The following is a 25389-nucleotide window of genomic DNA, read 5'->3' on the forward strand; positions in this document are numbered from 1 at the left end:
CGATGAAACCAGTGGTTAATGCGGTTGCCGGCCAGCGGCCGGCACTACCCGCCATCGATCAGGATCGGATTCACACCGGGACTGCGCCCGGGCGGCCGTGGGTCACCTGGAAACGCGCCGCTGTACGCACCGCCGCATCCGGGCGCAGCACGCTGTCGGCGAAGCGCAGCTCGGCGTCCATGGTCTGCCGGTTCAGCTGCAGCTTCCACCAGCCACGGCGGTCGCCGTCGAAATAGCGGATATGCGGATTCTGCGGAATCGACGGCCCGTAGTACGGGCCATAGGGCGTATCGTCGCCGCCACTGCTGATTGCCGGGGCGATGAATTCGGTGGCCACGACCGGCGCACTGGCCGCGTCGAAATCCAGCTTCAGATCGTTGACGAAAGAGGAATGCCAGTCACCGCCCAGCACGATGGCATTGCCCTGCCCGCCCGCCTGCATCGCCTGCAGCAACCGGTTGCGTGCGGCGGGATAGCCATCCCAGGCGTCGTTCCAGAAGCGCTCGCGTGGCGTGCCGCCGTCCAGCCGCAGCTGCGCCATCAACAGCTGCTGCACCACCACGTTCCAGCGCGTGCCTTGCGCGGCGGCCATCGACTGCGCGAACCACGCTTCCTGGCCCACGCCGAGCATGCTCATGCGCGGGTCCAGTGCGGCATCACAGCGTGGCGACTCGCCGACGCCACAGGGATTGGCCGGGCGGAACTGGCGGCAATCGAGCAGCGTCAGCTGTGCCAGGTCGCCATAGCGCAGGCGCCGGTGCACGCGCAGGCCGCCATTGCCCGCCGGCGAGCTGCGCATCGGCAGGTGTTCGTAGAACGCGCGATAGGCTGCCGCACGACGCACGATGAAATCTTCGGTCGATACGCCGGGCTTTTCCGGGTGGATGCCGGAGTAATCGTTCTGCACTTCATGGTCGTCCCAGATCACCGCGAACGCGTGTGCGGCGTGCGCGGCCTGTAGATCCGGATCGAGTTTGTACAGCGCGTACTGGTCACGGTAGCGCTCCAGGCTGACGGTCTCGCCGCTGAAGCGCTCAGCATCCAGCGCGCGACCACGCGCGTTCTGCAGCGGGCTGTACTCGTACAGGTAGTCACCGGCATGCAGCACCAGGTCAACATCACTCTTCGCGATATCACGCAGGACCGGGTAGTAGCCACTGTTCCAGGCCTGGCAGGTGCACAGGGCCAGCCGCAGCTGCTGCAGTTGCGTGTCCAGCAGCGGCGCGGTGCGGAAGTGGCCGACCGCGCTTTCCTCATCGCCGTCGCAGGCAAAACGGTAGTAGTAGTCGCGGCCTGGGCGCAGTCCGTTGACCTCCACGTGCACCGAGTGGGCCAGCTCGGGCACCGCGGCCGCAGTCCCCCGCTGCACCAGCCGGCGCATGCCGGGGTCTTCGGCCACGAACCAGCGCACCGGCACCGCCCGCGACGGCATGCCGCCGCCATTGAGCGGGTCCGGTACCAGCCGCGTCCACAACACGGCCCCCTGTGGATCCGGATCACCGGCGGCGACACCGAGGGTGAACGGATCGCGCCCCAGCCGCGGCCGTGGGCCGGCCGTGGCCAGCCCCGGCATCGCCGCCAGCGCGATCGCCGCCCCCGTGCCCTGCCACGCCATGCGCAGCAGACGACGACGGCGTTCCGGATCGACAGGCCCGCGCATCAGAAGCGCACGGTGGCGGTAGCCATCACCTGGCGCGGCGCACCGACCTGCATGGTCGCCAGGCTGCGGGTCGGGTCGGCGGCGTAGGTGCCGTTGGTGTTGATCGAAGACAGGTAGCGCTTGTCGGTCAGGTTGGTCAGGTTCAACGCCACGGTCAGGTTCTGCGCCGGGCCGAGCTTGCCGAAGTCATAGGCCACCGAAGCGTTGACCAGCCAGTAGCTCGGCACCGACACATCATTGGTGTAGGTCACGTAGCGCTTGCCCACGTGGTTGGCCGACAGGCGCATGTCCCACGGGCCCGGGGTCCAGGCCAGGGTGCTGGCGAACATCCATTCCGGGGTGTCGACGGTCTTCTTGCCGCGGGTCGGCACCACGCCGTTGTTCACGTAGTCGTTGTCATAGGTGCTGTCATTCCAGGACAGCGCGTTGGACCACGACAGGTCCTGCATCGGCTTCAGCTGCAGCGTCGCCTCGGCGCCACGGCTGGTCACCGAACCCACGTTGGAGAACAGCGCCGGGCAACCGAGGATGCCCACGCACTGTGCGATCGCCAGCAGGCGGTTGTCGAACTTGACGTCGTACACCGCAACCGAGGCTTCATAGCCACGGCCGTAGCCACGCCAACCCAGCTCGATCGTGCGCGACTGTTCCGGCTTCAGGTTCTGCGCGCTGGCATCGAAGGCGGCCTGCGGCACGTTGAACGGACTGCCCACACCCAGTGCATAGGCCGCGATGTTCTTGGCGAACGAACCAAAGATCTCGTTGCCTTCGTTGAGCTTGAAGTTGAAGCCGGCCTGCGGCAGGAAGCCCTTCTTCGAGGTCAGGCTGCTGTTGTTGGCATAGCTGCCCAGCGGCGTGCGCACGCTGGTGCGGGTGTGCGGCGACTTCGCACCGATGTCGATGGTCAGCCGGTCATCGAACAGGCGGAAGCGGTCCTGCACGTAGAACTGGCGGGTGATGGTGGTGTAGCGCTGGTGCCACACGCGCTGGTCCGGGTTGCGCAGGAAGAAGTCGTCGGTGATCGGGCCGTCGATGTAGTAGAAGTTGCGCTGCACGCTGTGGCCGTTGTCCTCGTACCAGAGACCGGCTTCCAGTTCGTGGCCGCCAACGTTCCAGGTGAACGCCGAGGTCACGCCGGTACGGTCGATCGCGTACTCGGTGGTGCGGATCGAGATCGGAATCTCGCGGCTGGTGCCCGGGTTGGACGGATTGGACGGGCTGAACCAGTGGCCCTGGCCACGGTTGCTGTGGTTGTAGACATTGACCTTCAACCGCATCGACTCGTTCAGGCCGAAATCGCCGGCGATGCTGGACAGGTCATCGTTGCGCAGGCCGTGGCCGGAGTAGTACGCATCCCACGGGCTGTTGACGCCGCCGCTGAATTTCCCGCGTGCCGCGGCGACGGCGCGATCCCAGTCCGGCGCGTAGTTGTCCCAGTCCCAGCCGAGGCGATCGATCATCTCCAGCGACAGGTCCTGGTAATCGGCCTCGACGCGGCGCGAAGCGTTGAACAACGCGGTGATCCTGCTGTCTGTTCCGAAGTTGTAGGTGGCCTTGCCGTTGAACTGCTTCAGCTCCTGCGAGCCCTTGCCCTTCCACTTGTCGCCTTCCGAATACACGCCGGACAGGTAGGCGGCGAAGCCCTGGTGCTCACCGGTCTCCAGGCGCGCATAGCTGCGCCGCGCACTGTCACTGCCGAAGCCCTGCGCCAGCACCACGCCGTACTCGGTGGACGGATCGATCGAATAGAACTGGAACACGCCACCGAGGTTGCTGGTGGACGGCGTGCCAAGCGCGCCGATGCCGGTGGACACTTCGGCACCGCCCAGGTTCTCGCTGATCACGGCACGGCTGATGTGCAGGCCGTTGCTGTTGCCATAGGCCATGTTGCCCAGCGGGATGCCATCGAGCGTGTAGCCCAGGCGGTTCTGGTTGAAGCCACGCAGGCTGATGGTGGTGGACCATTCGTAGGCGCCGGTGGCATCGGCCGACTCGAAGTGCACGCCCGGCTTGCTGGCCAGCAGCTTCAGCGGGTTGGCACCGGGCGGCAGGATCTTCATGTCCTCGGCGGTCACGCGCTGCACCTGGCGGGCTTCGCCGCGGCCGATCACCGAGATCGAATCGAGGGTGGTCGCCGACGGCGCGTCGGGGGCGGGGGCGGTTTCAGCGGCAGCGAGCGACGGCAGCGAAGCACAGACCAGCAGGGCCAGCAGATTGCGGCGAAGCGGAGCGTGGGACGACATGGAGGCGGATTCCTTGGGCACGCTGGACGCCGAAGGGCGGCGTCGAAGGGCAGCAGCGGCGGAATCGTAGAAGCGGCGCGTTACATGTCATTTACACGCCACATACGGAATTTTTGCGTTCCGAATGGTTTATCGGCTGGTAGGTGATTGCCGGCCAGTGGCCGGCATCACCGTTACTCGAACGAGCCGACCGAATCGTGGGCCAGGTTGTCGAAGCGGGTGTACTCGCCGAAGAACTTCAGCTTGCACGAACCGGTCGGGCCACCACGGTGCTTGCCGATGATGATCTCGGCCAGGCCCTTGTCCGGCGAGTTTTCCTTGTTGTAGTAGTCGTCGCGGTAGATGAACACGATCATGTCCGCATCCTGCTCGATTGCGCCCGACTCGCGAAGATCGGCCATCACCGGGCGCTTGTCGGTACGCGTTTCCAGCGAGCGGTTGAGCTGTGACAGCGCGATCACCGGCACGTTCAGTTCCTTGGCCAGACCCTTCAGCGAACGCGAGATCTCCGAGATTTCGGTCGCGCGGTTCTCGCTGTTGCCCGGCACGCTCATCAGCTGCAGGTAGTCGATCACGATCAGGCCGAGATCATGCTCGCGCTTGAGGCGGCGGCACTTGGAGCGCAGCACTTCCGGCGATACGCCCGGCGTATCGTCGATGAAGATCTTGGTTTCCTTCAGCATCTTGATCGCGCTGGTGACGCGGCTCCAGTCCTCGTCTTCCAGCTGGCCGGTACGCAGGCGCTGCGCGTTGATGCGGCCATTGGAGGAAATCAGGCGCATCGCCAGCTGCGATGCCGACATTTCCATCGAGAACACCGCCACGCCCTTCTTCGACTTGATCGCCGCGTACTCGGCGATGTTCAGCGCGAAGGTGGTCTTGCCCATTGCCGGGCGCGCCGCGAGGATGATCAGGTCGGTCGGCTGAAGGCCGGCGGTCATCGCATCGAAATCGTTGTAACCGGTCGGCAGGCCGGTGATGTTGCCGCCGTTCTCGAAGCGGTTGCGCAGCTCCTCGAAGGCATCCTTCAGCGCACCAGGCATGGCCACGAAATCGGTACGGCCGCGCGCACCCTGTTCGGCGATGGCGAACACGCTCTTTTCCGCCGAGGCCAGCAGCTCGCTGCTGTCACGCCCTTCGGGCTGGAAACCGTCGTTGACGATGTCGGTGCCGACCTGGATCAGCTGCCGCAGCACCGCCTTGTCGCGCACGATCTCGGCGTAGGCCACGATATTGGCGGCCGACGGCGTGGTACTGGCCAGTTCGATCAGGTAGGCGCCGTCGCCAACGAGTTCCATCTTGCCCTGCGATTCAAACCACTCGCCCAGGGTCACCGCATCGAACGGCCGTTCGCGCTCGGACAGCTCGCGGATCGCCCGGTAGATCATCTGGTGATCGCGACGATAGAAGTCGCCTTCGGTCAGCTGGTCGTTGACCCGGTCATACGCCTCGGGCGCCAGCATCAGGCCACCCAGCACCGCCTGCTCGGCCTCCACCGAATGCGGCGGTACCCGCAACTGGTCGATGCGCGACTCGTCGCGATCGCGATCGAAGCCATCACCGCGCTCTCTGCGGTTGGAACGGAAGCCGGGACGAGCGGACATGCTGCGGTGTTTCCTGCAAAAGTGGGCCAGACGAGTGTAGGCATGCGCCGACCCCGGCGGCCATGGACAAGCCTGTGGATAAGCCGTGGAGAAACGGGGGATATCCGCCGGCGCCTGGCCAGACTGGCGTGGGGGCGTCGCACTGCCTGCGACAGGCGCCATTGCGGCACCCGAGCGGAGCATTATCGCAGATCAGGCGACCCGGGTCGGAACCCGTGCAACATACGGGCTCTGGCCCGCTCTGCTGGGCGTGGGGTCAGAACCCGCCACTGCGCGACGGGATCCGACCCCGGGCATGGCTGGGGTCGGATCCCTCTGCGAAGCAGAGGGCTCTGACCCCATCGGTCTCAATCGCCCTTCACGTGTACCGCGATCAGCGCCAGGAACCGGTCCACGTAGCCCTGCAGGAACTTCTGCGTGCCCTCGTTGTGGATCGTGCCGTCGGCATCGATCAGTCCATCCTTGAAGTGGATGAACGCCTCGGGCTGGCCCAGCACGTGCATGTCCAGGAAGGCCAGGCTGTTGCGCAGGTGCTGCTGGGCCACGGCGGTACCGATCTGGCCGATGGAGGCGCCGATCACCGCCGCCGGCTTGCCGGCAAACGCACTGTCACCGTAGGGGCGCGAGCCGATATCGATGGCGTTCTTGAGTACGCCCGGCACCGACCGGTTGTACTCGGGGGTCACGAACAGCACCGCGTCGGCGGCGCGCACCTGGTTCTTCAGCCGGGTACCCTGCGGCGGATAGTGCGCGTCGAAGTCCTGGTCGTACAGCGGCAGGTCGCCGATCTGCACGTACTGGAAGCGCGCGCGATCGCCGGCGATCTTCTCCAGCGCATGGGCCAGCTTGCGGTTGCAGGAGTCCTTGCGCAGGCTGCCGACGAACACGGCGATGGTGGGGACGGACATCGGGACATACTCCTCACGGTGCGGGAGGCCCAGCCTAGTCGCCGGGCCCGTGCAGGCCGGTGAAGATCAACCGCCCGTGACGGTCGCGCGCACCTGCCGCCAATGCGCCTGCCAGGCTTGGAACATCAGCACGTTCCACAGATGGGTATGCCACTTGCGCTGCCCTCCCAGGAACTGCTGCCACAACGGCTGCACCGCCGCCGCCGACAGCACGCCCTCACGCTCCAGCCGCGCCGGCTGCAGCAGGTCCTCGGCCCAGGGCCGCAGGTCACCCTTCAGCCAATCGCTGACCGGTGCGCCGAAACCGCGCTTGGGACGGTGCACCATCGAATGCGGCACGTAACGACCCAGCACGCGCTTGAGCAACACCTTGCTGGTCGTCTCACTGCGCTTGAAGCCCAGCGGCAGCGACCAGGCGAACTCGGCCACGCGCCAGTCCAACAGCGGTGCGCGCGCCTCCAGGCTGACTGCCATCGAGGTGCGGTCGACCTTGCACAACAGGTCGTCCGGCAGGTAGGTCACGAAATCGGCCAGCATCATCGCATCGGCCGGCGTGCCCGCGCCGTGCAGCGGATCAGCCAGGTCGTAGAAGCTGCCGGCGGCCTGCGCGCCGGGCACCGCCGCGGCCGGGTCGCGCCAGCGCGAGATGCGGTTGCGGTAGACGTCGCCGATGCCACGTGCGCCGGTCTCGGCCAGCAGCGCGGCGAGGCCACCGGTCCGCGAGGCCTCGCCCTGCTGCTGCGCGCGTGCGCCCATCCAGCGCCGCAACGGCCCCGGCACGCGGCCGAGCATCTGCCAGTTGCGCAGCGCGCGTACATACCGGGTGTAGCCGAAGAACAGCTCATCGCCACCGTCGCCGGACAGCGCCACGGTCACCCCCTGCCGTGCCAGCCGGGCGACCAGCGCGGTCGGCACCTGCGACGCATCGGCAAAAGGCTCGTCGAACATCGCCGGCAACTGCGGCACCACCGCCAGCGCGTCGGCACCGCTGACGTACAGCTCGGTGTGATCACAGCCCAGGTGGGCCGCCAGCTCCCTGGCCAGCGGCGCTTCGTCATGCCCCGAGTCGGTGAAGCCGATGCTGAAACTGTGCACCGGCTGCCCGCTCTGCGCCTGCATCAGCGCCGCCACCAGTGATGAATCGGTGCCGCCGGACAGGAATACGCCGACCGGCACGTCGGCCACCATGCGCAGCGCCACCGCGTCGCGCAGCAGCGTGTCCAGCTGTTCCTCCGCCTCCTCGATGCGGCCCTGGAACGGCGCGGCCAACGCCGCCTGCATGCGTGCACGCGCATCCCAGTACGGGCGCTGCGCCTGCTCCGGGCGATGTGCCGCGGCACCTGCGGCCACAACCGCCGCGTCCAGGCGCAGCACGCGGCCCGGCATCAGCTTGTAGCAGCGCTGGTGGATGCTGTGCGGCGCGGGAATGTAATCGAGCCGCAGCAGCAATGTGAGCGCATCGCGGTCGATGTCGTTGTCGAACGCCGGGTGCTGCCAGAGCGCCTTCAGTTCAGACCCGAACACCAGCGTGTCGCCGGCCCAGCCGTAGTACAGCGGCTTCTTGCCGACGCGGTCGCGGGCCAGCCACAGGCAACGCTCCTGGCGGTCCCACAGCGCGATGGCGAACATGCCGTTGCAACGCTGCAGGGTGTCTTCCACGCCCCACTGCAGGATCGCCGCCAGCAGTACTTCGGTGTCGGAATGGCCGCGGAAGGCATGCCCCAGCGGCTCCAGTTCCTCACGCAGGGCGGCGAAGTTGTAGACCTCGCCGTTGTAGGCCATCACGTAGCGGCCGTCGGCCGAGGCCATCGGCTGGTGGCCCAGCGGGGACAGGTCGAGGATGCTCAGCCGCCGATGCGCCAGCGCGATGCCCGCCTCGGCATCGATCCAGCTGCCGCCATCATCCGGCCCGCGGTGGTGCAGCGCCTGGCCCATGGCCAGGGCCTGCGCCTGCAGCGCCTCGGCCGACGCCAGCGGCGCCGGCAACAACATTCCCGCCAATCCACACATGCATCAGGGTTCCTGCGCCAGGTCGAGGGCGGCGCCAATCACCGCATTGTCGCTTGGAAGCCCGAACATTGCTGCCCCCGCCAGTGGCGTGTACGTATCGGCACCACAGACCCGGCGCAACGGCAGATGGCCAAACCCCGCCTCGACCAGCGCGGTGACCACGCCCTCCCCCACCCCGCCACTGTGGCGCCCTTCGTCCAGCACCAGCACCCGGCGAGCGCTGGCAGCCTGGGCGGCGATGAAGCCGGCGTCCAGCGGCACCAGCCAGCGCAGGTCGACCACCCGTACCTGCCAGCCCAGCTGCTGCTCGATCGCCCGCGATGCGCGCAATGCCATCGGCACGCCGTTGCCATAGGTATAGATCACCAGGTCGCCGGCCTCCGGCGCATAGACCCGGCCCTCGCCCGGCACCAGTGCCTGGCCCTGTGCCGGATAGTCAAACAGCCACTGGCCATCACCCGCTTCGTGCAGGTCCTTGCTCATGTACAGCGCGATCGGCTCCAGGAACACCGCCACGCGTCCATCCACCCGCGCCAGTGCGGCCAGCGTGCGCAGCATCATCACCGCATCGTCGCCACGCGACGGGCAGCCCACCACCAGCCCGGGGATGTCGCGCAGCGCGGTGATCGAGTTGTCGTTGTGGAAGTGGCCACCGAAGCCCTTCTGGTAGCCCAGCCCGGCCACCCGCACCAGCATCGGGTTGCGGTACTGGTCGTTGGAGAAGAACTGCAGCGAACACGCTTCGCCGCGCACCTGGTCGATGGCGTTGTGCAGGTAGGCCAGGTACTGGATCTCCGGAATCGGCAGCATGCCCAGGTTGGCCAGGCCCTGCGCCATGCCCAGGATCATGGTCTCGTCCAGCAGGGTGTTGAACACCCGGCGTGGGCCGAAGCGGCGCAGCAGGTCCTTGGTGACGGTGTAGACACCGCCCTTCTGTGCGACGTCCTCACCGAACAGCAGGCTCTGCGGATACTTCGCCAGCAGTTCCTGCAGGGCATGGTTGATCTGGATCGCCAGGTGGCGTGGCGCCTGCCGTTCGGGCAGGGCCTCCGCACCGCCATACAGCGCTTCGCGTGTCCCGGCGGGCACCTCGCGCCGTGCTTCGGCCTGCACCGCAGCCGGCGTATAGGGCGCAAGCGGCTCCATCACTTCGCGCAGCGATTGCAGCTTCGGGCGTCCTTCGGCATCGGCGGCGGCCGCCATGCAGCGCGCACGCATCGTCTCGTAGGCCACCTCGATGGCGGCCGCATCCATCCAGCCCGATTCCATCGCAATCTGTGCCGAGCGCAGCAGCGGGTCCTGCGCCTCGGCCGCACACAGCTCCGGCAACGCGCGCCATTCCACCTCGAAGTCGGTACCGGCGTGCCCCATCAGGCGCGTGGTGCGCAGATGCAGGAACGTCGGCCGCCGCGTACGCCGGCAGTGCTCCACCGCCGCCTGCACCTGGGCGTGTCCGGTGGCCAGGTCCAGACCATCGGCGAAGAAATAGTCCAGCCCCGGCTGGCGGCTGAAGCGTTCGGCAATCCAGCCTTCCGGCGTCTTCACCGAAATGCCCAGCCCGTTGTCCTCGCAGACGAACAGGATCGGCGCCGGCAGCTTCTGGTAGGCCGACCACATCGCGGTATTGAACGCGGTCTGCGCGGTGGCATGGTTGGCCGAGGCGTCGCCGAACGAGCACAGCACGATGCTGTCGGCCGGAATCGGCAGTTCCTGGCCCAGCCGCTTGCCGCTTTCGATGGCGAGCGCGGTGCCCAGCGCTTTCGGCAGATGCGACGCGATGGTCGAGGTCTGCGGCAGCACCCACAACGGTTTGCTGCCCCACACCTTGTGGCGCCCCCCGCTGGCCGGGTCATCGGCGCTGGCAGCAAAGGACAGCGCGGCATCGCGCAGTGGGTCGATGCCCGGCATCTGGCGCGAACGCTCGGCCATGAAGGCTCCGGAGCGATAGTGCAGGAATGCCGGGTCGGTATGCCGGCAGGCCCGCGCCAGCAGCGCGTTGCCCTCGTGGCCGGACGAACCGATGGTATAAAAAACCTTGTTCTGCACGCGCAGCACGCGCGCCATCAGGTCCAGCTGGCGGCTGGCCAGTTGCGAATCGAACAGCTCGCCAAACGCGGCGGCAGTGAGCGTGCTGCCCGGCAGGATCGGCGCATCCGGCGCCGGGCGCGGGCGTGGGGTGCCACGCCAGCCACGTACCGCGTCGAGGAAATTGGCGTCGCACACGTCGGCGCGGTTGAGCACGCGCATGCGTGCGGGAATCGGATCTGGAACCACAGCGAACATCGAACACCCTCCGTGTCGTTGCTGCATTCCGCCCGGCGTTGGCCAGGCGCTACCCTGTGGGGGTCACCCTGGTGAGCGTCACGCGGCCTCGAAGCGTGCGCGCACCTCGGCGGTCACCGCCGGCATCGGCAGGAAGCGCGGTTGCCCGCGCACGCGTTGCAGCCAGGCACGCACCTCCGGGAATGGCTGCAGGCTGATTCCACCCTCGCCTGCGACGTCGGTGTAGGCGAACAGCGCGATGTCGGCGATGCCGTACCCGCTACCGGTGAACCATTGCGCTTCACGCAGATGCTGCTCCATCACCGCCAGTGCGGTGGCGGCGCGCTCGTGCAGGCGTGGCAGTTCGGCGCGGCGCGGCGACTCAGGCGGGGTCCAGCCGCGGATGAAGCGCGCGACCGCTACGCACGGCTCGTGCGTGTACTGCTCGAAGAACATCCAGCTCAGTGCCTGCGCACGCTCCCAGCCATCGGTGGGCAGGTAGGGCGTGCCTTCGGCCAGCCAGAACAGGATCGCGTTGGATTCAGTCAGCACGCGGCCATCGTCGCGGACGATCAGCGGCACCTTCGCATTGGGATTGAGCGCGAGGAACTCAGGGGTGTGGGTCTGGCCATGGGCACTGTCCACTTCCACCCAGCGGTAGCGGCTGCCGAGCTGCTCCAGCAACAGGCGGACCTTGTGGCAATTGCCTGACACCGACATGCCGTGCACCGTCAACGGGACGCGCTCTTCCACCATTGCCTGCTCCCTCGGATCCGGCCGGCGGCCGGCTGCGTGCAGTCTGGCAAGCACGCCGGTGAATGCCAAGCGCGAGTGCAGCATGACTGCACGGTAGTGCCGTCCGCCGGCCGGCACTCGCATGAGCCCTGCTGCAAGGAGATTGCCGGCCAGCGGCCGGCACTACCGGGCAATGCTCAGCGCGCGCGCTGCCGCCACTGTTCGCGCGACTGGCCCCAGATCTGCATCGGCTTGTCGTTGTACGGCGCTGGCAACTCGCCCATGCGCAGCAGTGTGCTGCCGAGCTTGCGTGCCACGGCCCGGGAGTTGTCGTTGTTCTCGGCGATGGTGTGGATCACCTCCTCCCAGCCCAGCGTATCGAAGGCCCAGTCGATCGCCGCGACCGCCGCCTCCGGCGCATAGCCCCTGCCCCAGCTGGCGTGGCGGATGCCCCAACCGACCTCGGTACCCGGCCAGTCCTGCGGCTGCCACGGCCCCATCCGCCCGATCCAGTCGCCGCTGGATTTCTCGATCACGCTGAACATCGAGAAGCCGAACAGCTGCCAGGCGCCGGCTAGGCTGCAGAAACCGCGCCAGGCCACCGACGGCGGCTGCACGCCACCGAGAGTGCGCATCGTGTCTTCGTCGGCGCAGAACGCGAGATATGGTTCGTAGTCCTCGCGCAGCAGCGGGCGCAGGATCAGCCGCTCGGTTTCGATGCGCAGGTCGAAGATGCTCATGCCGGCTCCAAGTCGAAGGGGGCATCCATGATGGAGGATCGCTTCCCTGCGCGGATGAATATCGCCGGCTACAACGAAACGGGCCGGCATGAGCCGGCCCGTCAGGTACTGCATGCTTCGCCGGGATTACTGGCGCGTGGCTGCGGCAGTGGCACCGGCGGCAGCGGTCTGCGTGACCAGCTGGCCATCGACCACCGGCAGGCGATCGCTGGCCGGCTTGTTGTCCATGCGCACGGTCTTCTCGGCGCCGTCATAGCGGTAGGTCACGTTGTAGCCCTTGACCACATCGGTGTTGCCCATGGCGATGCGGTTGCCCGGCTTGCTGGCCATGCGCATGGTGCCGGTGGTGCCGTCCTCGTTGCGATAGGTCACGTTGTAACCGGTGACGCGGCTCGACTCGGAGGTGGCGGTCTCGGTGTGGCACTGGCGCTCAGTGCGGTTGACCACGCGGCCACCCACATGGCGCTTGTCGATCTGGTTGCCGATGAAGCCACCGGCCACGGCACCGGCGGCGGTCGCGGCCTTCTTGCCGTTGCCACCACCCACCTGGTTGCCGAGCAGGCCACCGACCACAGCGCCCACCACAGTGCCGCCGACATTGCCATCACGCTCCGGCAGGCGCTCCTGCACCGTCACGTCCTGGCAGACCTCGTGCGGGGTCTGGGTGGTGGAGGTCTCACGCACCGGATCGGTGCCGATCACGGTGGCATACGCCTTCTGCTTTTCGGTGATCGGATCGACCTTCAGCACATCGGCGTACTCCAGGCCGCGCGGTGCGGACGGGTCGAGCTTGTCACCACGCGCGCCATCGTCGGTGGCACTGCCATCGACCAGGCGCGACTCGCCATTGGGGGTTGCGGCGCTGATGGAATCGGGCGATTTGTCGCCACTCTTCATGAAGGCGGCGGTGGCGATGCCACCGACCAGCAGCGCGCCCGCTGCGACCAGGACAGTTGTAGTTGTGCTTTTCATGACCTGCTCCTTGCGGACCATCCGCAACGTTCTCAGGCCAGATTGCAGCATGCGCTGCCTGAACGGAATCTCCACATTTCCTGCTCATTGCTGTAACCCATTCAGCATCGGGAAATGCTGGGCCCGTGGTAGCGTTTGCATATTCCCCACGAGGATTCCCGCCATGGCCAACCCGATGCTGCTGCCGGTACTGCAATGGGCCCGCCGGCTGCGCTACCCGACCCTGTTCAAGCTCACCGCCGGCCTGTTCGTGCTGACGCTGTTCATCCCGGACCCGATCCCGTTCGTCGATGAGCTGGTGCTGGGCTTCGGCACCCTGCTGCTGGCCAACTGGAAGAGCCGCAACGCCATCACGCCCCCGCCGCTGGAACAGCGTTGAGCGTGCTGGTCGACAGCCACTGCCATCTGGACGCCAGCGAGTTCGACCGTGACCGCGCCGCCGTGGTCGAGCGTGCGCAGGCGGCTGGGGTGCGCCTGCAGGTGGTACCGGCGGTGACCGCAGCCAGCTGGCCGAAGCTGCGCGAGGTCTGCCAGCAGGCGCCGGGGCTGTACCCGGCCTACGGCCTGCATCCGATGTTCCTGGCCGAGCACCAGCCTGGGCACCTGCCGCTGCTGCGCGAGTGGATCGAACGCGAGCGCCCCTGCGCGATCGGCGAATGCGGCCTGGACTTCTTCGTCGAAGGACTGGATGCCGAGGCTCAGCAGGCGTATTTCATCGGCCAGCTGGAACTGGCCCGTGAGTTCGAGCTGCCGGTGATCGTGCACGCGCGACGCGCGGTAGATGCGGTGATCGCCGCCATCCGCCGCATCGGCGGCCTGCGCGGCGTGGTGCACAGCTTTTCCGGCAGCCCCGAACAGGCCGCGCAACTGCACCGGCAGGGCTTCCTGCTGGGTCTCGGCGGTCCGCTGACCTACGACCGCGCGCAGCGCCTGCAGCGGCTGGTGCGCGAAATGCCGCTGGAACAGCTGCTGCTGGAAACCGACGCGCCCGACCAGCCCGACGCCGGCATCCGCGGCCAGCGCAACGAACCGGCGCGGCTGGCGACCATTGCCCGCCATGTGGCCGCGCTGCGCGGGATGGAACTGGACGCCGTGGCCCAGGCCACGACGGAGAATGCGCGGCGGCTGTTCGCGCTGCCAGCGCTATAGCGGTAGTGCCGGCCGCTGGCCGGCATCTGCGCTGATTCATACATTCCGGAGTTGTCGGCCAGCGGCCGGCACTACCGTCACGCGTCGGCGTGATCCTCGATCACTTCAGCCTTCACCTTCTTCGGCTCCAGCAGCATCTCCAGCGCCTTGCCGACCGCCGCGAAGGCAAACGCGCCGGTGATGTGGGTTGCCGCGCCCAGGCCGGCGCCGCAGTCCAGCTTCAGCGCCGCATCGGCGCCCAGGTTCGGTCGGATGCCGCAGACGCTGCCATCGGCCTGCGGGTACTTCACATTCTCCAGCGAATACACCGCCGGCACGCCGAAATAGCGCTTGGCGTTCTTCGGGAAGTTGAATTCGCTGCGCAGCTTCTTGCGGATCAGCGCCAGCATGGCGTCGTGCTCGGTGCGAGAGACATCGCGGATGCGCACCAGGGTCGGGTCGGTACGGCCACCGGCGGCACCAACGGTCAGCAACGGCAGCTTGCGGCGGCGGCACCAGGCGATCGTCTCGACCTTGACCCGGAAGCTGTCGCAGGCATCGATCACCAGATCGAACCCCCGGTCCAGCAGCTCGGCCATGTTGGACACGGTCAGGAACGCCTGCACGGCGTCGACCTCGATGTCCGGATTGATCGCCCGGCAGCGCTCGGCCATTGCTTCGGCCTTGTTGCGGCCGTAGTTGCCTTCCATCGCCGGCAGCTGCCGGTTGGTATTGGACACGCAGATATCGTCGGCGTCGATCAGGGTCAGGTGGCCGACCGCCGAACGGGCCAGCGCCTCCACCACCCACGAGCCGACGCCGCCCATGCCCACCACCGCCACGCGGCTGCCCTGCAGGCGCTCGAGCGCGCCCACGCCATACAGCCGTTCGATGCCGGCGAAGCGTTGTTTGACCTGTTCGTTCATCGGGCTATTTTAACGTGCAGGTGCCGGCGCCCGCAGTACGCCGGCATCGAACCCACCGTTGCAAGCCCAGAGAGCCCGCATGAATGCCAGCCCGCCCCGCCGCCTGTCCACCGCCCATCGTTACCTGTTCGTGCTCTGCCTGGGCCTGCTGATCGGCCTGATCGCCACGGTGATGGTCAGCCGTGCCCTGCAGGCCCGCCGTGACCCGTTCCCGGACAGCCTCATGCAGGTGATGCAGCGGCAGTCGCAGCTGCTGCAGCAGGCCCAGCAGCAGAACCGCTGCAGCCTGGCCGACAGCGTGCCGCGCCTGCAGGCCATACGCATGTTGTCCAACGATCTGGATCTGGCCTTTCCCGGGCTGAAGGACAGTGCGCAGTTCCAGCAGCACGCCAGCCAGCTGCGCGGCAACCTCAACACGGCGCTGGCCTCACCGCCAGGCGACTGCAAAGCCCTCGCCCAGGTGGTGGAAACACTGCAGGCGGACTGCCGTGCCTGCCACCAGGACTTCCGCTGACGCGCATTCATCCTGCAGCCGGTCAGGGCACGCACGGTTGGCGCGTTGTTCACGTTCGAAAGGAGAGGATTCGTCCACCCTGCTGCATGACGCAGTACCACCCAACGCACCCGCCTTCACGGCCAGGAGACGCCTCATGAAGATCCAGCTCATCGCTGCCAGTGCCATCGCAACCCTCGCCCTGGCCGGCTGTGCCACCTCGCCCGGTTACGGCGGCGGTGGTTACAACAACGGCTACAACAACGGCGGCTACGGCAACAATGGCGGTTACAACCAGGGCCGCTGCGCCGACTGCGGCATCGTCACCCGCATCAACACCGTGCCCTCGGGCCGCACCGCGCCCAGCGCGACCGGCGCGATCCTCGGCGGCATCGTCGGCGCCGTGGCCGGCCATGAAATCTCCGACCACACCGGTGGCAGCCGTGGCAACAAGAACATCGCTGCCGCTGCAGGCGCGGTCGGTGGCGCCCTGGCCGGCAACCAGATCCAGAAGAACGTCACCAGCGATACCTATGACATCAGCGTGCGCATGGATGATGGCCGTACCATCGTGGTCAACCAGCGCGATCTCGGCGGCATCCGCGAGAACACCTACGTGCGCGTGGTCAATGGCAAGGTCATCCTGCGCTGACCTGCACCGGGCCAACGGCAAAGAAAAAGGCCCGCTTGCGCGGGCCTTTTTCATGCCGACGGGCGGCAGGTATTACACCGGCTGCACCTTGTCAGCCTGCAGGCCCTTCTGGCCCTGCACGACTTCAAAGGTCACCGACTGGCCTTCCTTGAGGCTCTTGAAGCCCTGGGTCTCGATGGCGCGGAAGTGCACGAACACGTCCTCGCCATTCTGCCGGCTGATGAAGCCGAAGCCCTTCGCATCATTGAACCACTTTACGGTACCGGTCTCGCGCTCAGCCATCTCACTAACTCCCTTTGACTCTCTCTTGTTGTTGGAAACGCCCGGTGGGCGGCTGACAAGCAAGGGGGAAGCGAGGTGCATCGATGCAGCGGATCGGAAAGATCTTGCTTCATCAGGCCACGATCCACGGTGACCTTGCCAAGCTCAGCGACTGCAACTTAACCCGCCCAAAACGAAAAAGCAACTGGCAAAATCTTTCACTGTCAACCCCAAAACGGACACCATACGGGACAGCATGGGACTCTCATTCATCTTATATCTGCTAGCGGTCATTTTTGTCCTGATCGGCATCGCTGGCATCGTCCTGCCGGCCCTTCCAGGCATCCCACTGGTGTTCATCGGACTGCTGCTGGCGGCCTGGGCCGACGGCTTCGCCCATGTCGGCTGGCCCACCCTGGTCGCGCTGGGTGTGCTGACCCTGCTTTCACTGCTGGTGGACGTGCTGGCCACCGTGGTCGGCGCGCAGCGCGTCGGCGCCAGCCGCAAGGCCCTGTGGGGCACCTTCGTCGGCAGCATCGTCGGCCTGTTCTTCATGCCCATCGGCCTGTTTGCCGGCCCCCTGATCGGCGCCCTGCTCGGCGAGTACTGGCACACCCGCGAACTCGGCCGCTCGACCAAGGTCGGCCTGGCCACCTGGCTCGGCATCCTGCTCGGCCTGGCACTGAAACTAGCGGTGGTGATCGCGATGCTGGGCCTGTTCGCGTTCGCCTGGTTCTTCTGAGCCACCTGGCCTTCACGCCACGCGCACGCCGTGGCCGTGCATAAACCGTAGGGCTGGCCGCGATCCGGTGCAGCCGCCACACTGTGCGATTCCCGTATCCACCGAAGGGCCTGCTGCAATGACCCTCCCCACGCTGCTTCCCCGTCTGGCGCCGCTGGCGCTTGCCCTGGCCAGTGCACCGCTGGCCGCGCAGGAGTTCGCACCCAGCGCCGACACCTCGCCGGCCGCCTGCGCGGCCATCACCACCGACGCGGCCCGCCTGGCCTGCTATGACCGCCTGTTCGCGCACACCCCGCAGGCCACCGCCGCTGCCGACGCCGCTGCCGAGGCAGCCGCACAGGCCCGCCGCGAAGAGCGCCAGACCGCACGCGTGAGCCAAGGCGAAGAGAAACTGCGCGAACGGGTCAGCGACCTGTTCCGCCCGGCGGCACCGGACAGCGCGCTGGCCAACGCCGGCCGCGGTTCGCTGCTGGACAGCCGCTGGGAGCTGGCCGAGGACTCCAAGCTGGGCCCGTTCCAGCTGCGCGCCTACAAGCCGGTGTACCTGCTGCCCGCGTTCTGGACCAGCGACCGCAACACCATGCCGCACTCGCCGAACCCGGCCAACACGGTCACCACGCCGCAGGTGCTGGACAGTGCCGAGCTGAAGTTCCAGATCAGCTTCAAGACCAAGATCGCCGAGAACCTGTTTGGCGACAACGGCGACATCTGGGCCGGCTACACCCAGAGCTCGCGCTGGCAGGCCTACAACAGCGAGGATTCGCGCCCGTTCCGCGAAACCAATTACGAACCGGAAGTGATGATGGTGTTCCGCAACGGCTACTCGATCGGTGGCTGGCGCGGGCGCATGACCGGCATCAGCCTCAACCACCAGTCCAACGGACGGGCCGATCCGCTTTCGCGCAGCTGGAACCGGGTCATGCTCAACATCGGCCTGGATCGCGAGAACTGGGCGCTGGTGCTGCGCCCTTGGTACCGCATCCCGGAAAGCCGCAGCGAAGACAACAATCCGGACATCGAGGATTACATGGGCCGGGGTGACGCGACCCTGATCTGGAACCGCAACGGGCATGAGGTCGCGCTGATGGCACGCCATTCACTGCGCACCGGCAGCCGCTCCCACGGTGCACTGCAGCTGGACTACGGCTTCCCGATCAGCAACCTGCTGCGTGGCCATGTGCAGATCTTCGACGGCTATGGCGAGAGCATGATCGACTACAACCACAAGGCCACCTATGTGGGCGTGGGCGTGTCGCTGCTGGAGTGGTTCTGATGGACGTGACGATCTGGCACAACCCGGCCTGCAGCAACTCGCGCGGCGCACTGAAGCTGATCCGCGATGCGGGCTTCGATCCGGTGGTGATCGAGTACCTGGGCAATCCGCCCGACGCGGCCACGTTGCGCCAGGTGCTGGCCGAGTCGGCACTGAGCGCGCGCGATCTGGTGCGCAGCAAGGAAACCCAGTTCGCCGAACTCGGGCTGGAAGATGCCGACGATGCCACCCTGCTGGCCGCGATGGCCGAACACCCGCACTTGATCAACCGTCCGGTGGTGCGCACCCCCAAGGGCACGCGGCTGTGCCGCCCACCGGAAACGGTGCTGGAGATCCTGTAACCCCAAAAAGGGGACGGAGGGAATTACGTCGCTTGTGCACAAACGACTTAATTCCCTCCGTCCCCTTTTTCGGTTACCGCCAGTCGGTGATGCCTTCGCGGCGGTACACCTCTGCGAACGCCGGGCGCGCCTTCATCGCCGTGGCATGCGCCTTGAGTGGCGGCCAGGTGTCACTGGGCCTGGGCATGTTGCGCGACCAGCGCATCAGCATCACCAGCATGTAGTCGACCACGCAGGGCGTTGCGCCCAGCAGATAGGGCCCATGCGCCAGCAGGTGCGTGGCCACATGCTGCCAGGCCGCTTCCAGGCGCTGCCGCGCCATCTCGCGACTGGCCTCCACGTTTGCCTCGCCCGCCACCTCGTTCGGATAGAACCAGGCGCGATAGGCCGGCTGCAACGTATTGGCACACCAGAACATCCAGCGGTAGGCATCGGCGCGCTGCGGCGTGCCCAGCGCGGGCAACAGGTGGGCGTCCGGATGGCGGTCGGCCAGGTACAGTGCGATCGCCGCCGCTTCGGTCATTACCAGGCCGTCGATCAGCAGCGTCGGCACCACGCCGGCGGGATTCAGTGCCAGATACTCCGCCGACTTGTGCTCGCGCGCGTCGAAATCCAGCAGCACCAACTCATGCTCGATGCCGAGCTCGATCAGCAGCCAGTGCACCACCAGGGCGGCGGTGCTTGTCGAACCATACAGCGTGGTGCTCATGCGGCGGATCCTGTGCAGGTGGACCGGCCGATTATGCGCCCGTGCGAGCGCCGTTGCTCAGCCGCAGCTGCTCATGCAGGTATCGCGGCGTTCGCCACAGGACATCATCGGCGCGCGCATTGTGCAGTCATGCGCCTTCAGCTCGCAGGCGCGGCGCAGCTCGGGGTTGGCAACGTCCTTGCAGCGTTTGTCTGGTGCTGGTACCACCTGCTGTTCGCAGCTGAAGGCACTGTTGCCGGTACTGCCCTGTGCCATGCAGCTGCGATAGCCTGCCTGGCATTGCATGCGGCACTGCGAGGACGCGGAAAAATCCGCACCTTCGTACGATGCCGGGGTGCTGCAGCCGGCCAGCGCCAGCACGACGCCAACCATGATGGTTCGAAGCAGGGTCATGGACACCTCCTGTGTGAGCAGATTCCGACCGTAGCAGAGCGATTGCTGCAGATTCGTTAATGCTCCCGCCATGCGCAGCAACGGCGCCACACGGGCGCCGTTGCCTGGGACGGAGCGGGAGAACTTACTCCACCACCACCGGAATCTTGCCGATGCGGGCCTGCCATTCGCGCGGGCCGGTCTTGTGCACCGACTCGCCGGTGGAATCGACCGCCACGGTCACCGGCATGTCCTGCACGGTGAACTCGTAGATCGCCTCCATGCCCAGGTCGGCGAAGCCGACCACCTTGGCCGCCTTGATCGCCTTGGACACCAGGTAGGCCGAACCGCCAACCGCCATCAGGTAGGCCGACTTGTTGTCACGGATCGCTTCGATCGCCGCCGGGCCGCGCTCGGCCTTGCCGACCATGCCCAGCAGGCCGGTCTGCTCCAGCACCTGGCGGGTGAACTTGTCCATGCGGGTCGCCGTGGTCGGGCCGGCCGGGCCCACCACTTCGTCGCGCACCGGATCAACCGGGCCGACGTAGTAGATGAAGCGGCCCTTCAGGTCGACCGGCAGCTGCTCGCCCTTGTTGAGCATGTCGACCATGCGCTTGTGCGCGGCGTCGCGGCCGGTCAGCAGCTTGCCGTTGAGCAGCAGGGTCTGGCCCGGCTTCCAGCTGGCCACGTCTTCGGGGGTGATCGTATCCAGGTCCACGCGGGTGCCCTTGGATGCGTCGTAGGTCAGCTTCGGCCAGTCTTCCAGCGACGGCGGGTCCAGCATCACCGGGCCGCTGCCATCCAGGGTGAAGTGCGCATGGCGGGTGGCCGCGCAGTTCGGGATCATCGCCACCGGCAGGTTGGCCGCGTGGGTCGGGTAGTCGTTGATCTTGATGTCGAGCACGGTGGTCAGGCCGCCCAGGCCCTGCGCACCGATGCCCAGCGCATTGACCTTCTCGTACAGCTCCAGGCGCAGCTCTTCGATGCGGTTGGAGGCACCGCGAGCCTGCAGCTCGGTGATGTCGATCGGCTCCATCAGCGCTTCCTTGGCCAGCAGCATCGCCTTCTCGGCGGTGCCACCGATGCCGATGCCGAGCATGCCCGGCGGGCACCAGCCGGCGCCCATGGTCGGCACGGTCTTCAGCACCCAGTCGACGATGGAGTCGGACGGGTTGAGCATCGCGAACTTGGTCTTGGCTTCCGAACCACCACCCTTGGCGGCGACGATCACATCGACCGTGTTGCCCGGCACCACCTTGACGTTGACCACGCCCGGGGTGTTGTCCTTGGTGTTGATGCGCTTGCCGGCCGGATCAGCCAGCACCGAGGCGCGCAGCTTGTTGTCCGGGTGCATGTAGGCGCGGCGCACGCCTTCATTGGCCATGTCTTCCACGCCCATGGTGGCGTCGTCCCAGCGCACGTCCATGCCGATTTCCAGGAACACGGTGACGATGCCGGTGTCCTGGCAGATCGGACGGTGGCCTTCGGCGCACATGCGCGAATTGATCAGGATCTGGGCCATCGCTTCCTTCGCGGCCGGCGACTCCTCGCGCTCGTAGGCGGCGGCAAGGTTCTTGATGTAATCGACCGGGTGGTAGTACGAGATGTACTGCAGCGCGTCGGCGATGGACTGGATGAGGTCTTCCTGCTTGATCGATGTCACGACTTGCTCGCTTGCTGGAGGCTGGCGGGGGTAATCCGCCTATTTTACCCCCTCCCCCGGCCCCAGGGTGGTAGTGCCGGCCGCTGGCCGGCAATATCCGCACACGCCCTCTGTCACGCCATGCGCCACTGCGGCGTCCTTGCCCACATGAACGCCGAAACCGCTTTCCAGACCCACCGCCCGCGCCTGATGGCCCTGGCCTACCGCCTGCTCGGCAGCCGCGCCGACGCCGAAGACGTGGTCCAGGATGCCTGGCTGCGCTGGTCCGGCGCCGACCCGGCGGCCGTCCGCGACCCCGAAGCCTGGCTGGTCACCACCACCACCCGGCTCGGCCTGGACCGGCTGCGCGCGGCCAAGCGCGAGCGCGTGCACTACGTCGGCCCATGGCTGGCCGAACCGCTGGCGGTCACCCTGGAGCCCGACCCGGCACCCGGTCCGGCGCAGCTGCATGCGCTGGCCGACGATGTCTCGGTGGCCTTCCTGACCCTGCTCGAACAGCTCGGCCCTGAGGAACGCGCCGCGTTCCTGCTGAAGGAGGCCTTTGATCACGATTACCGCGAGATCGCCGACCTGCTCGGCCACAGCGAGGCCAACTGCCGGCAGCTGGTGCACCGCGCGCGGCAGCGCCTGCAGGCCGGGCGGCCGCGCTTCAACGCCGACGCCAGCCAGCACCGGCAGCTGCTCGCACGCTTCATGGACGCCTCGCAGCGCGGCGACAGTGAAGCGATCCAGGCCCTGCTGCACGCCAACGCGGTACTGGTTTCCGACGGCGGTGGCGTGGTCACTGCGGCGGTGCGGCCCCTGCTCGGCGCCGAACGCATTGGCCGCCTGTTCTGGGCCATCGCCCGCCGCGGCGCGGTGCATCCGGCGCAATTGGGCTACGTCAATGGCGAACCGGCGATCCTGCGTTTCCAGGGCGATCGCCTGCACTCGGTCACCACCATCGAGGTGGTCGATGGCCGCATCGCCAACGTGTACAGCGTTTTGAATCCGGAAAAGCTGCCGGGTGTTGTCACGCGCGATGACGGTGCGGCGTCCTGGTAGTGAAAGGCGGCCATCGTGGCCGCCGTGGAGCCGAAAATGTCCGACCACGCCTCTCCCCGCGTTCCCTATACCCGCCTGGCCGCCGAGGCCTTCAAGGGCCTGCTGGCCACCAGCCAGGCGGTGCATGACAGCTCGATCGATCCGACCCTGATGGAACTGGTGTTCCTGCGCGTGTCGCAGCTCAACGGCTGCGGCTACTGCATGGACATGCACGGCACCGCGCTGCGCAAGGACGGCATCGAGCCGCGCAAGCTCGATACCCTGCCCGCCTGGCACGAAAGCCGTTTCTTCGATGCGCGCGAACGCGCGGCGCTGGGCTGGGCCGAGGCGCTGACCCGGCTGACCGACGGTGCGCCGTCGCAGGCGGCGTTCGATGCACTGGCACCGCACTTCGATGAGAAGGGCATCAGTGACCTGAGCATGGGCATTGCGGTGATCAATGCCTGGAACCGGTTGGGCGCGGGCCTGCTGCCGCCGCTGCCGTAACGGGGTCTGGCCGGGCGGGTTCCTGCAACGGTTGGTAGGTGCCGACCTTGGTCGACACGGTAGATCCACGCCATGCGTGGATGCGGCAGGGTCGGATCCCTTCGCCACGCGAAGGGCTCTGACCCGATCCGGGCTGATGGGGTCAGAGCCCTTTGCGCCGCAAAGGGATCTGACCCCGGCGCGGCCACACGCCTGCACTGACCTCATCTGCACGCGTCCGGCGCGCACAATACGCGCATGCCTGCTTCCCCCACCGCTGGCGCTGCCGCCGCGAAGAAACCCAGCCTGCGCCAGCGCTTCAGGGCGATGCGCAACCTGCCGCCGTTCCTGCGCATGGTCTGGCAGACCAGCCCCGCGCTCACCCTGGCCAGCCTGGGGCTGCGCCTGATCCGTGCGCTGCTGCCGGTCGCGATGCTCTACGTCGGCAAGCTGATCATCGACAGCGCCCTGCACCTGAGCCAGCACGATGCCGGCTTCCCGCCGTTGGGCGAGGCACTGTCCAGTGGTGTGTTGAATCCACTGCTGGGCCTGCTGGCGCTGGAATTCGGCCTGGCCATCGCCTCGGACCTGCTCGGCCGCCTGGTCAGCTACGCCGATGCGCTGCTCTCGGAACTGTTCGCCAACGTCACCAGCATCCGGCTGATGGAACACGCCGCAACGCTGGACCTGGAGGACTTCGAAGACCCGGACCTGCAGGACAAGCTGGACCGTGCGCGGCGCCAGACCATGGGCCGGATGAACCTGATGAGCCAGCTGTTCGGCCAGGTGCAGGATGCGATCACCGTGGCCAGCCTCGCCGTCGGCCTGCTGGTCTACGCGCCATGGTTGATCCTGCTGCTGGCGCTGGCGCTGGTGCCGGCCTTCATCGGCGAATCGCACTTCAACGCGGCCGGCTACAGCCTCAACTTCCAGTGGACGCCCGAGCGCCGCCAGCTCGACTACCTGCGCCAACTCGGTGCCAGCGTGGAAACGGCCAAGGAAGTGAAGATCTACAACCTGCACCGCTTCCTGGTGGAGCGCTACCGGCGGCTGTCGGTGGCACTCTTCCAGGCCAACCGTGCACTGGCCCGGCGGCGCGCTTTCTGGGGCACGCTGCTGGCCGCGCTGGGCACGCTGGGTTACTACACCGCCTACGCCTACATCGCGTGGCGCACGGTGCGCGGCGACTTCTCGATCGGCGACCTGACCTTCCTCGCCGGCAGCTTCCTGCGCCTGCGCCAGCTGCTGGAGGGCCTGCTGATCGGGTTCTCGCAGGTGGCCAGCCAGGCCCTGTACCTGGATGACCTGTTCTCGTTCTTCCAGATCCAGCCGGAAATCCACTCACGCGAAGGTGCGGTGCGTGTGCCGCAGCCGATCCGCCAGGGCTTCGTGTTCGAGAACGTCGGCTTCCGCTATCCCGATGCCGAGCAATGGGCGGTGCGCCACCTCGATTTCCAGCTGCGGGCCGGCGAAGTACTGGCCCTGGTCGGCGAGAACGGCGCCGGCAAGACCACGCTGGTGAAGCTGCTGGCGCGGCTGTACGAACCGGACGAGGGCCGCATCCTGCTCGATGGCCGCGACCTGCGCGATTACGACCTGGACGACCTGCGCGCCAACCTCGGGGTGATCTTCCAGGACTTCGTGCGCTACAACCTCAGTGCCGGCGAGAACATCGGCGTCGGCCAGGTCGAGGCGATGGCCGATCAGGCGCGCATCGCCGACGCCGCACGGCGCGGCATGGCCGAGGAAGTGATCGACGACCTGCCCGGCGGCTACGACCAGCTGATCGGCCGCCGCTTCAAGCAGGGCGTGGACCTGTCCGGCGGCCAGTGGCAGAAGATCGCCATTGCCCGCGCATGGATGCGCAATGCGCAGGTGATGATCCTGGATGAGCCAACGGCGGCGCTGGATGCGCGCAGTGAGTTCGAGGTGTTCCAGCGGTTCAGGGAACTGGCGGATAATCGTACAGCCGTGCTGATTTCCCACCGGTTCTCCTCGGTGCGCATGGCCGATCGCATCCTGGTGCTGGCCGACGGCCGGATCGAGGCCAGCGGCACCCATGAGCAGCTGATGGCGCAGGGCGGCCGCTATGCCGAGCTGTTCGAGCTGCAGGCGGCCGGTTACCGCTGAGAACGCCTCTCGTTCCGCCTAATGAGAACCTGTCTCATTTGAGATAGAATCCCCCC

Annotated in this window: 24 protein-coding genes; 10 read left to right on the forward strand and 14 right to left on the reverse strand. The window is 67.0% G+C overall.

The genetic code is table 11. The features are described 5' to 3' along the window. Nucleotides 1-70 precede the first annotated feature (70 nt). From ACZK1G_RS14800 to ACZK1G_RS14840, 9 genes are all read right to left on the reverse strand, one after another. On the reverse strand, nucleotides 71-1660 hold the full coding sequence (locus tag ACZK1G_RS14800) for an alkaline phosphatase D family protein (protein ID WP_101765778.1): 1590 nt from the start codon (nucleotides 1658-1660) through the stop codon (nucleotides 71-73). Then, nucleotides 1660-3903 carry a TonB-dependent receptor family protein gene (locus tag ACZK1G_RS14805; protein WP_101765779.1) on the reverse strand — a complete coding sequence of 748 codons (2244 nt, stop codon included), beginning with the start codon at nucleotides 3901-3903 and terminating at the stop codon, nucleotides 1660-1662. Before ACZK1G_RS14805 ends, ACZK1G_RS14800 begins: the two co-directional genes overlap by 1 nt. A 173-nt stretch (nucleotides 3904-4076) precedes the next feature. After that, a complete protein-coding gene (locus ACZK1G_RS14810; protein WP_075677331.1) occupies nucleotides 4077-5507 on the reverse strand; it encodes a replicative DNA helicase in 1431 nt (476 codons plus the stop codon). 347 nt (nucleotides 5508-5854) lie between these two features. After that, on the reverse strand, nucleotides 5855-6415 hold the full coding sequence (locus tag ACZK1G_RS14815; protein WP_101765781.1) for an NADPH-dependent FMN reductase: 561 nt from the start codon (nucleotides 6413-6415) through the stop codon (nucleotides 5855-5857). Between the two features lie 66 nt (nucleotides 6416-6481). After that, nucleotides 6482-8425: an asparagine synthase (glutamine-hydrolyzing) gene (asnB, locus tag ACZK1G_RS14820; RefSeq protein ID WP_101765782.1), complete on the reverse strand. Its 1944-nt coding sequence runs from the start codon at nucleotides 8423-8425 to the stop codon at nucleotides 6482-6484. Between the two features lie 3 nt (nucleotides 8426-8428). Then, nucleotides 8429-10708, reverse strand: coding sequence for a thiamine pyrophosphate-dependent enzyme (locus ACZK1G_RS14825; RefSeq protein WP_101765783.1), 2280 nt, complete (start codon nucleotides 10706-10708; stop codon nucleotides 8429-8431). Nucleotides 10709-10786: 78 nt separating this feature from the next. Beyond that, on the reverse strand, nucleotides 10787-11443 hold the full coding sequence (locus ACZK1G_RS14830) for a glutathione S-transferase family protein (protein WP_049444808.1): 657 nt from the start codon (nucleotides 11441-11443) through the stop codon (nucleotides 10787-10789). A 176-nt stretch (nucleotides 11444-11619) separates the two neighbouring features. Then, the gene (locus ACZK1G_RS14835; RefSeq protein WP_101765784.1) at nucleotides 11620-12162 is read right to left on the reverse strand and encodes a GNAT family N-acetyltransferase; all 543 of its coding nucleotides are present in this window, start codon (nucleotides 12160-12162) and stop codon (nucleotides 11620-11622) included. Between the two features lie 126 nt (nucleotides 12163-12288). Continuing rightward, nucleotides 12289-13134: a glycine zipper 2TM domain-containing protein gene (locus tag ACZK1G_RS14840; protein WP_014037786.1), complete on the reverse strand. Its 846-nt coding sequence runs from the start codon at nucleotides 13132-13134 to the stop codon at nucleotides 12289-12291. Nucleotides 13135-13297: 163 nt separating this feature from the next. On the opposite strand from ACZK1G_RS14840, the gene ACZK1G_RS14845 reads away from it, so the two are divergent. Then, nucleotides 13298-13513: a DUF6116 family protein gene (locus tag ACZK1G_RS14845; RefSeq protein ID WP_014037787.1), complete on the forward strand. Its 216-nt coding sequence runs from the start codon at nucleotides 13298-13300 to the stop codon at nucleotides 13511-13513. Next, a complete protein-coding gene (locus ACZK1G_RS14850) occupies nucleotides 13510-14283 on the forward strand; it encodes a TatD family hydrolase (RefSeq protein WP_101765785.1) in 774 nt (257 codons plus the stop codon). Before ACZK1G_RS14845 ends, ACZK1G_RS14850 begins: the two co-directional genes overlap by 4 nt. A gap of 77 nt (nucleotides 14284-14360) precedes the next feature. On the opposite strand, the gene ACZK1G_RS14855 is transcribed toward ACZK1G_RS14850, so the two are convergent. Beyond that, complete coding sequence (locus ACZK1G_RS14855) at nucleotides 14361-15188, reverse strand: tRNA threonylcarbamoyladenosine dehydratase (protein ID WP_101765786.1); 828 nt, start codon at nucleotides 15186-15188, stop codon at nucleotides 14361-14363. A 79-nt stretch (nucleotides 15189-15267) separates the two neighbouring features. Here ACZK1G_RS14855 and ACZK1G_RS14860 point away from each other — a divergent pair, with 79 nt between their 5' ends. Both ACZK1G_RS14860 and ACZK1G_RS14865 read left to right on the forward strand, forming a co-directional pair. After that, nucleotides 15268-15702 carry a cytochrome c gene (locus ACZK1G_RS14860; RefSeq protein ID WP_101765787.1) on the forward strand — a complete coding sequence of 145 codons (435 nt, stop codon included), beginning with the start codon at nucleotides 15268-15270 and terminating at the stop codon, nucleotides 15700-15702. 136 nt (nucleotides 15703-15838) lie between these two features. Beyond that, on the forward strand, nucleotides 15839-16333 hold the full coding sequence (locus tag ACZK1G_RS14865) for a glycine zipper 2TM domain-containing protein (protein ID WP_005410289.1): 495 nt from the start codon (nucleotides 15839-15841) through the stop codon (nucleotides 16331-16333). A 72-nt stretch (nucleotides 16334-16405) separates the two neighbouring features. On the opposite strand, the gene ACZK1G_RS14870 is transcribed toward ACZK1G_RS14865, so the two are convergent. After that, nucleotides 16406-16615, reverse strand: a complete 210-nt coding sequence (locus ACZK1G_RS14870) for a cold-shock protein (RefSeq protein WP_014037792.1) — start codon at nucleotides 16613-16615, stop codon at nucleotides 16406-16408. A gap of 235 nt (nucleotides 16616-16850) precedes the next feature. Between ACZK1G_RS14870 and ACZK1G_RS14875 the strand changes: the two genes are divergently transcribed. From ACZK1G_RS14875 to arsC, 3 genes are all read left to right on the forward strand, one after another. Next, entirely contained in the window at nucleotides 16851-17336 is a 486-nt protein-coding gene (locus tag ACZK1G_RS14875; RefSeq protein ID WP_014037793.1) for a DUF456 domain-containing protein, read from the forward strand. Between the two features lie 118 nt (nucleotides 17337-17454). Then, nucleotides 17455-18609, forward strand: a complete 1155-nt coding sequence (locus ACZK1G_RS14880) for a phospholipase A (protein ID WP_101765788.1) — start codon at nucleotides 17455-17457, stop codon at nucleotides 18607-18609. Beyond that, nucleotides 18609-18950: an arsenate reductase (glutaredoxin) gene (arsC, locus tag ACZK1G_RS14885; RefSeq protein ID WP_101765789.1), complete on the forward strand. Its 342-nt coding sequence runs from the start codon at nucleotides 18609-18611 to the stop codon at nucleotides 18948-18950. The genes ACZK1G_RS14880 and arsC overlap by 1 nt, the downstream gene beginning before the upstream one ends. Nucleotides 18951-19023: 73 nt before the next feature. On the opposite strand, the gene ACZK1G_RS14890 is transcribed toward arsC, so the two are convergent. The 3 genes from ACZK1G_RS14890 to ACZK1G_RS14900 all read right to left on the reverse strand — a co-directional run bounded on the left by ACZK1G_RS14890 (nucleotide 19024) and on the right by ACZK1G_RS14900 (nucleotide 21694). Continuing rightward, nucleotides 19024-19659, reverse strand: coding sequence for a glutathione S-transferase family protein (locus ACZK1G_RS14890; RefSeq protein ID WP_049444771.1), 636 nt, complete (start codon nucleotides 19657-19659; stop codon nucleotides 19024-19026). Between the two features lie 57 nt (nucleotides 19660-19716). After that, the gene (locus ACZK1G_RS14895; protein WP_101765790.1) at nucleotides 19717-20052 is read right to left on the reverse strand and encodes a hypothetical protein; all 336 of its coding nucleotides are present in this window, start codon (nucleotides 20050-20052) and stop codon (nucleotides 19717-19719) included. A 124-nt stretch (nucleotides 20053-20176) separates the two neighbouring features. Further along, the gene (locus tag ACZK1G_RS14900; RefSeq protein WP_008268808.1) at nucleotides 20177-21694 is read right to left on the reverse strand and encodes a fumarate hydratase; all 1518 of its coding nucleotides are present in this window, start codon (nucleotides 21692-21694) and stop codon (nucleotides 20177-20179) included. A gap of 147 nt (nucleotides 21695-21841) precedes the next feature. On the opposite strand from ACZK1G_RS14900, the gene ACZK1G_RS14905 reads away from it, so the two are divergent. The 3 genes from ACZK1G_RS14905 (at nucleotide 21842) to ACZK1G_RS14915 (ending at nucleotide 25333) form a co-directional block, all read left to right on the forward strand. Continuing rightward, nucleotides 21842-22738: an RNA polymerase sigma-70 factor gene (locus tag ACZK1G_RS14905; protein WP_049444775.1), complete on the forward strand. Its 897-nt coding sequence runs from the start codon at nucleotides 21842-21844 to the stop codon at nucleotides 22736-22738. A 36-nt stretch (nucleotides 22739-22774) separates the two neighbouring features. Further along, complete coding sequence (locus ACZK1G_RS14910) at nucleotides 22775-23224, forward strand: carboxymuconolactone decarboxylase family protein (RefSeq protein WP_101765792.1); 450 nt, start codon at nucleotides 22775-22777, stop codon at nucleotides 23222-23224. A gap of 237 nt (nucleotides 23225-23461) precedes the next feature. After that, nucleotides 23462-25333 carry an ABC transporter ATP-binding protein gene (locus tag ACZK1G_RS14915; protein ID WP_101765793.1) on the forward strand — a complete coding sequence of 624 codons (1872 nt, stop codon included), beginning with the start codon at nucleotides 23462-23464 and terminating at the stop codon, nucleotides 25331-25333. Nucleotides 25334-25389 lie beyond the last annotated feature (56 nt).

The organism is Stenotrophomonas sp. 109824_Sma (assembly GCF_056480025.1).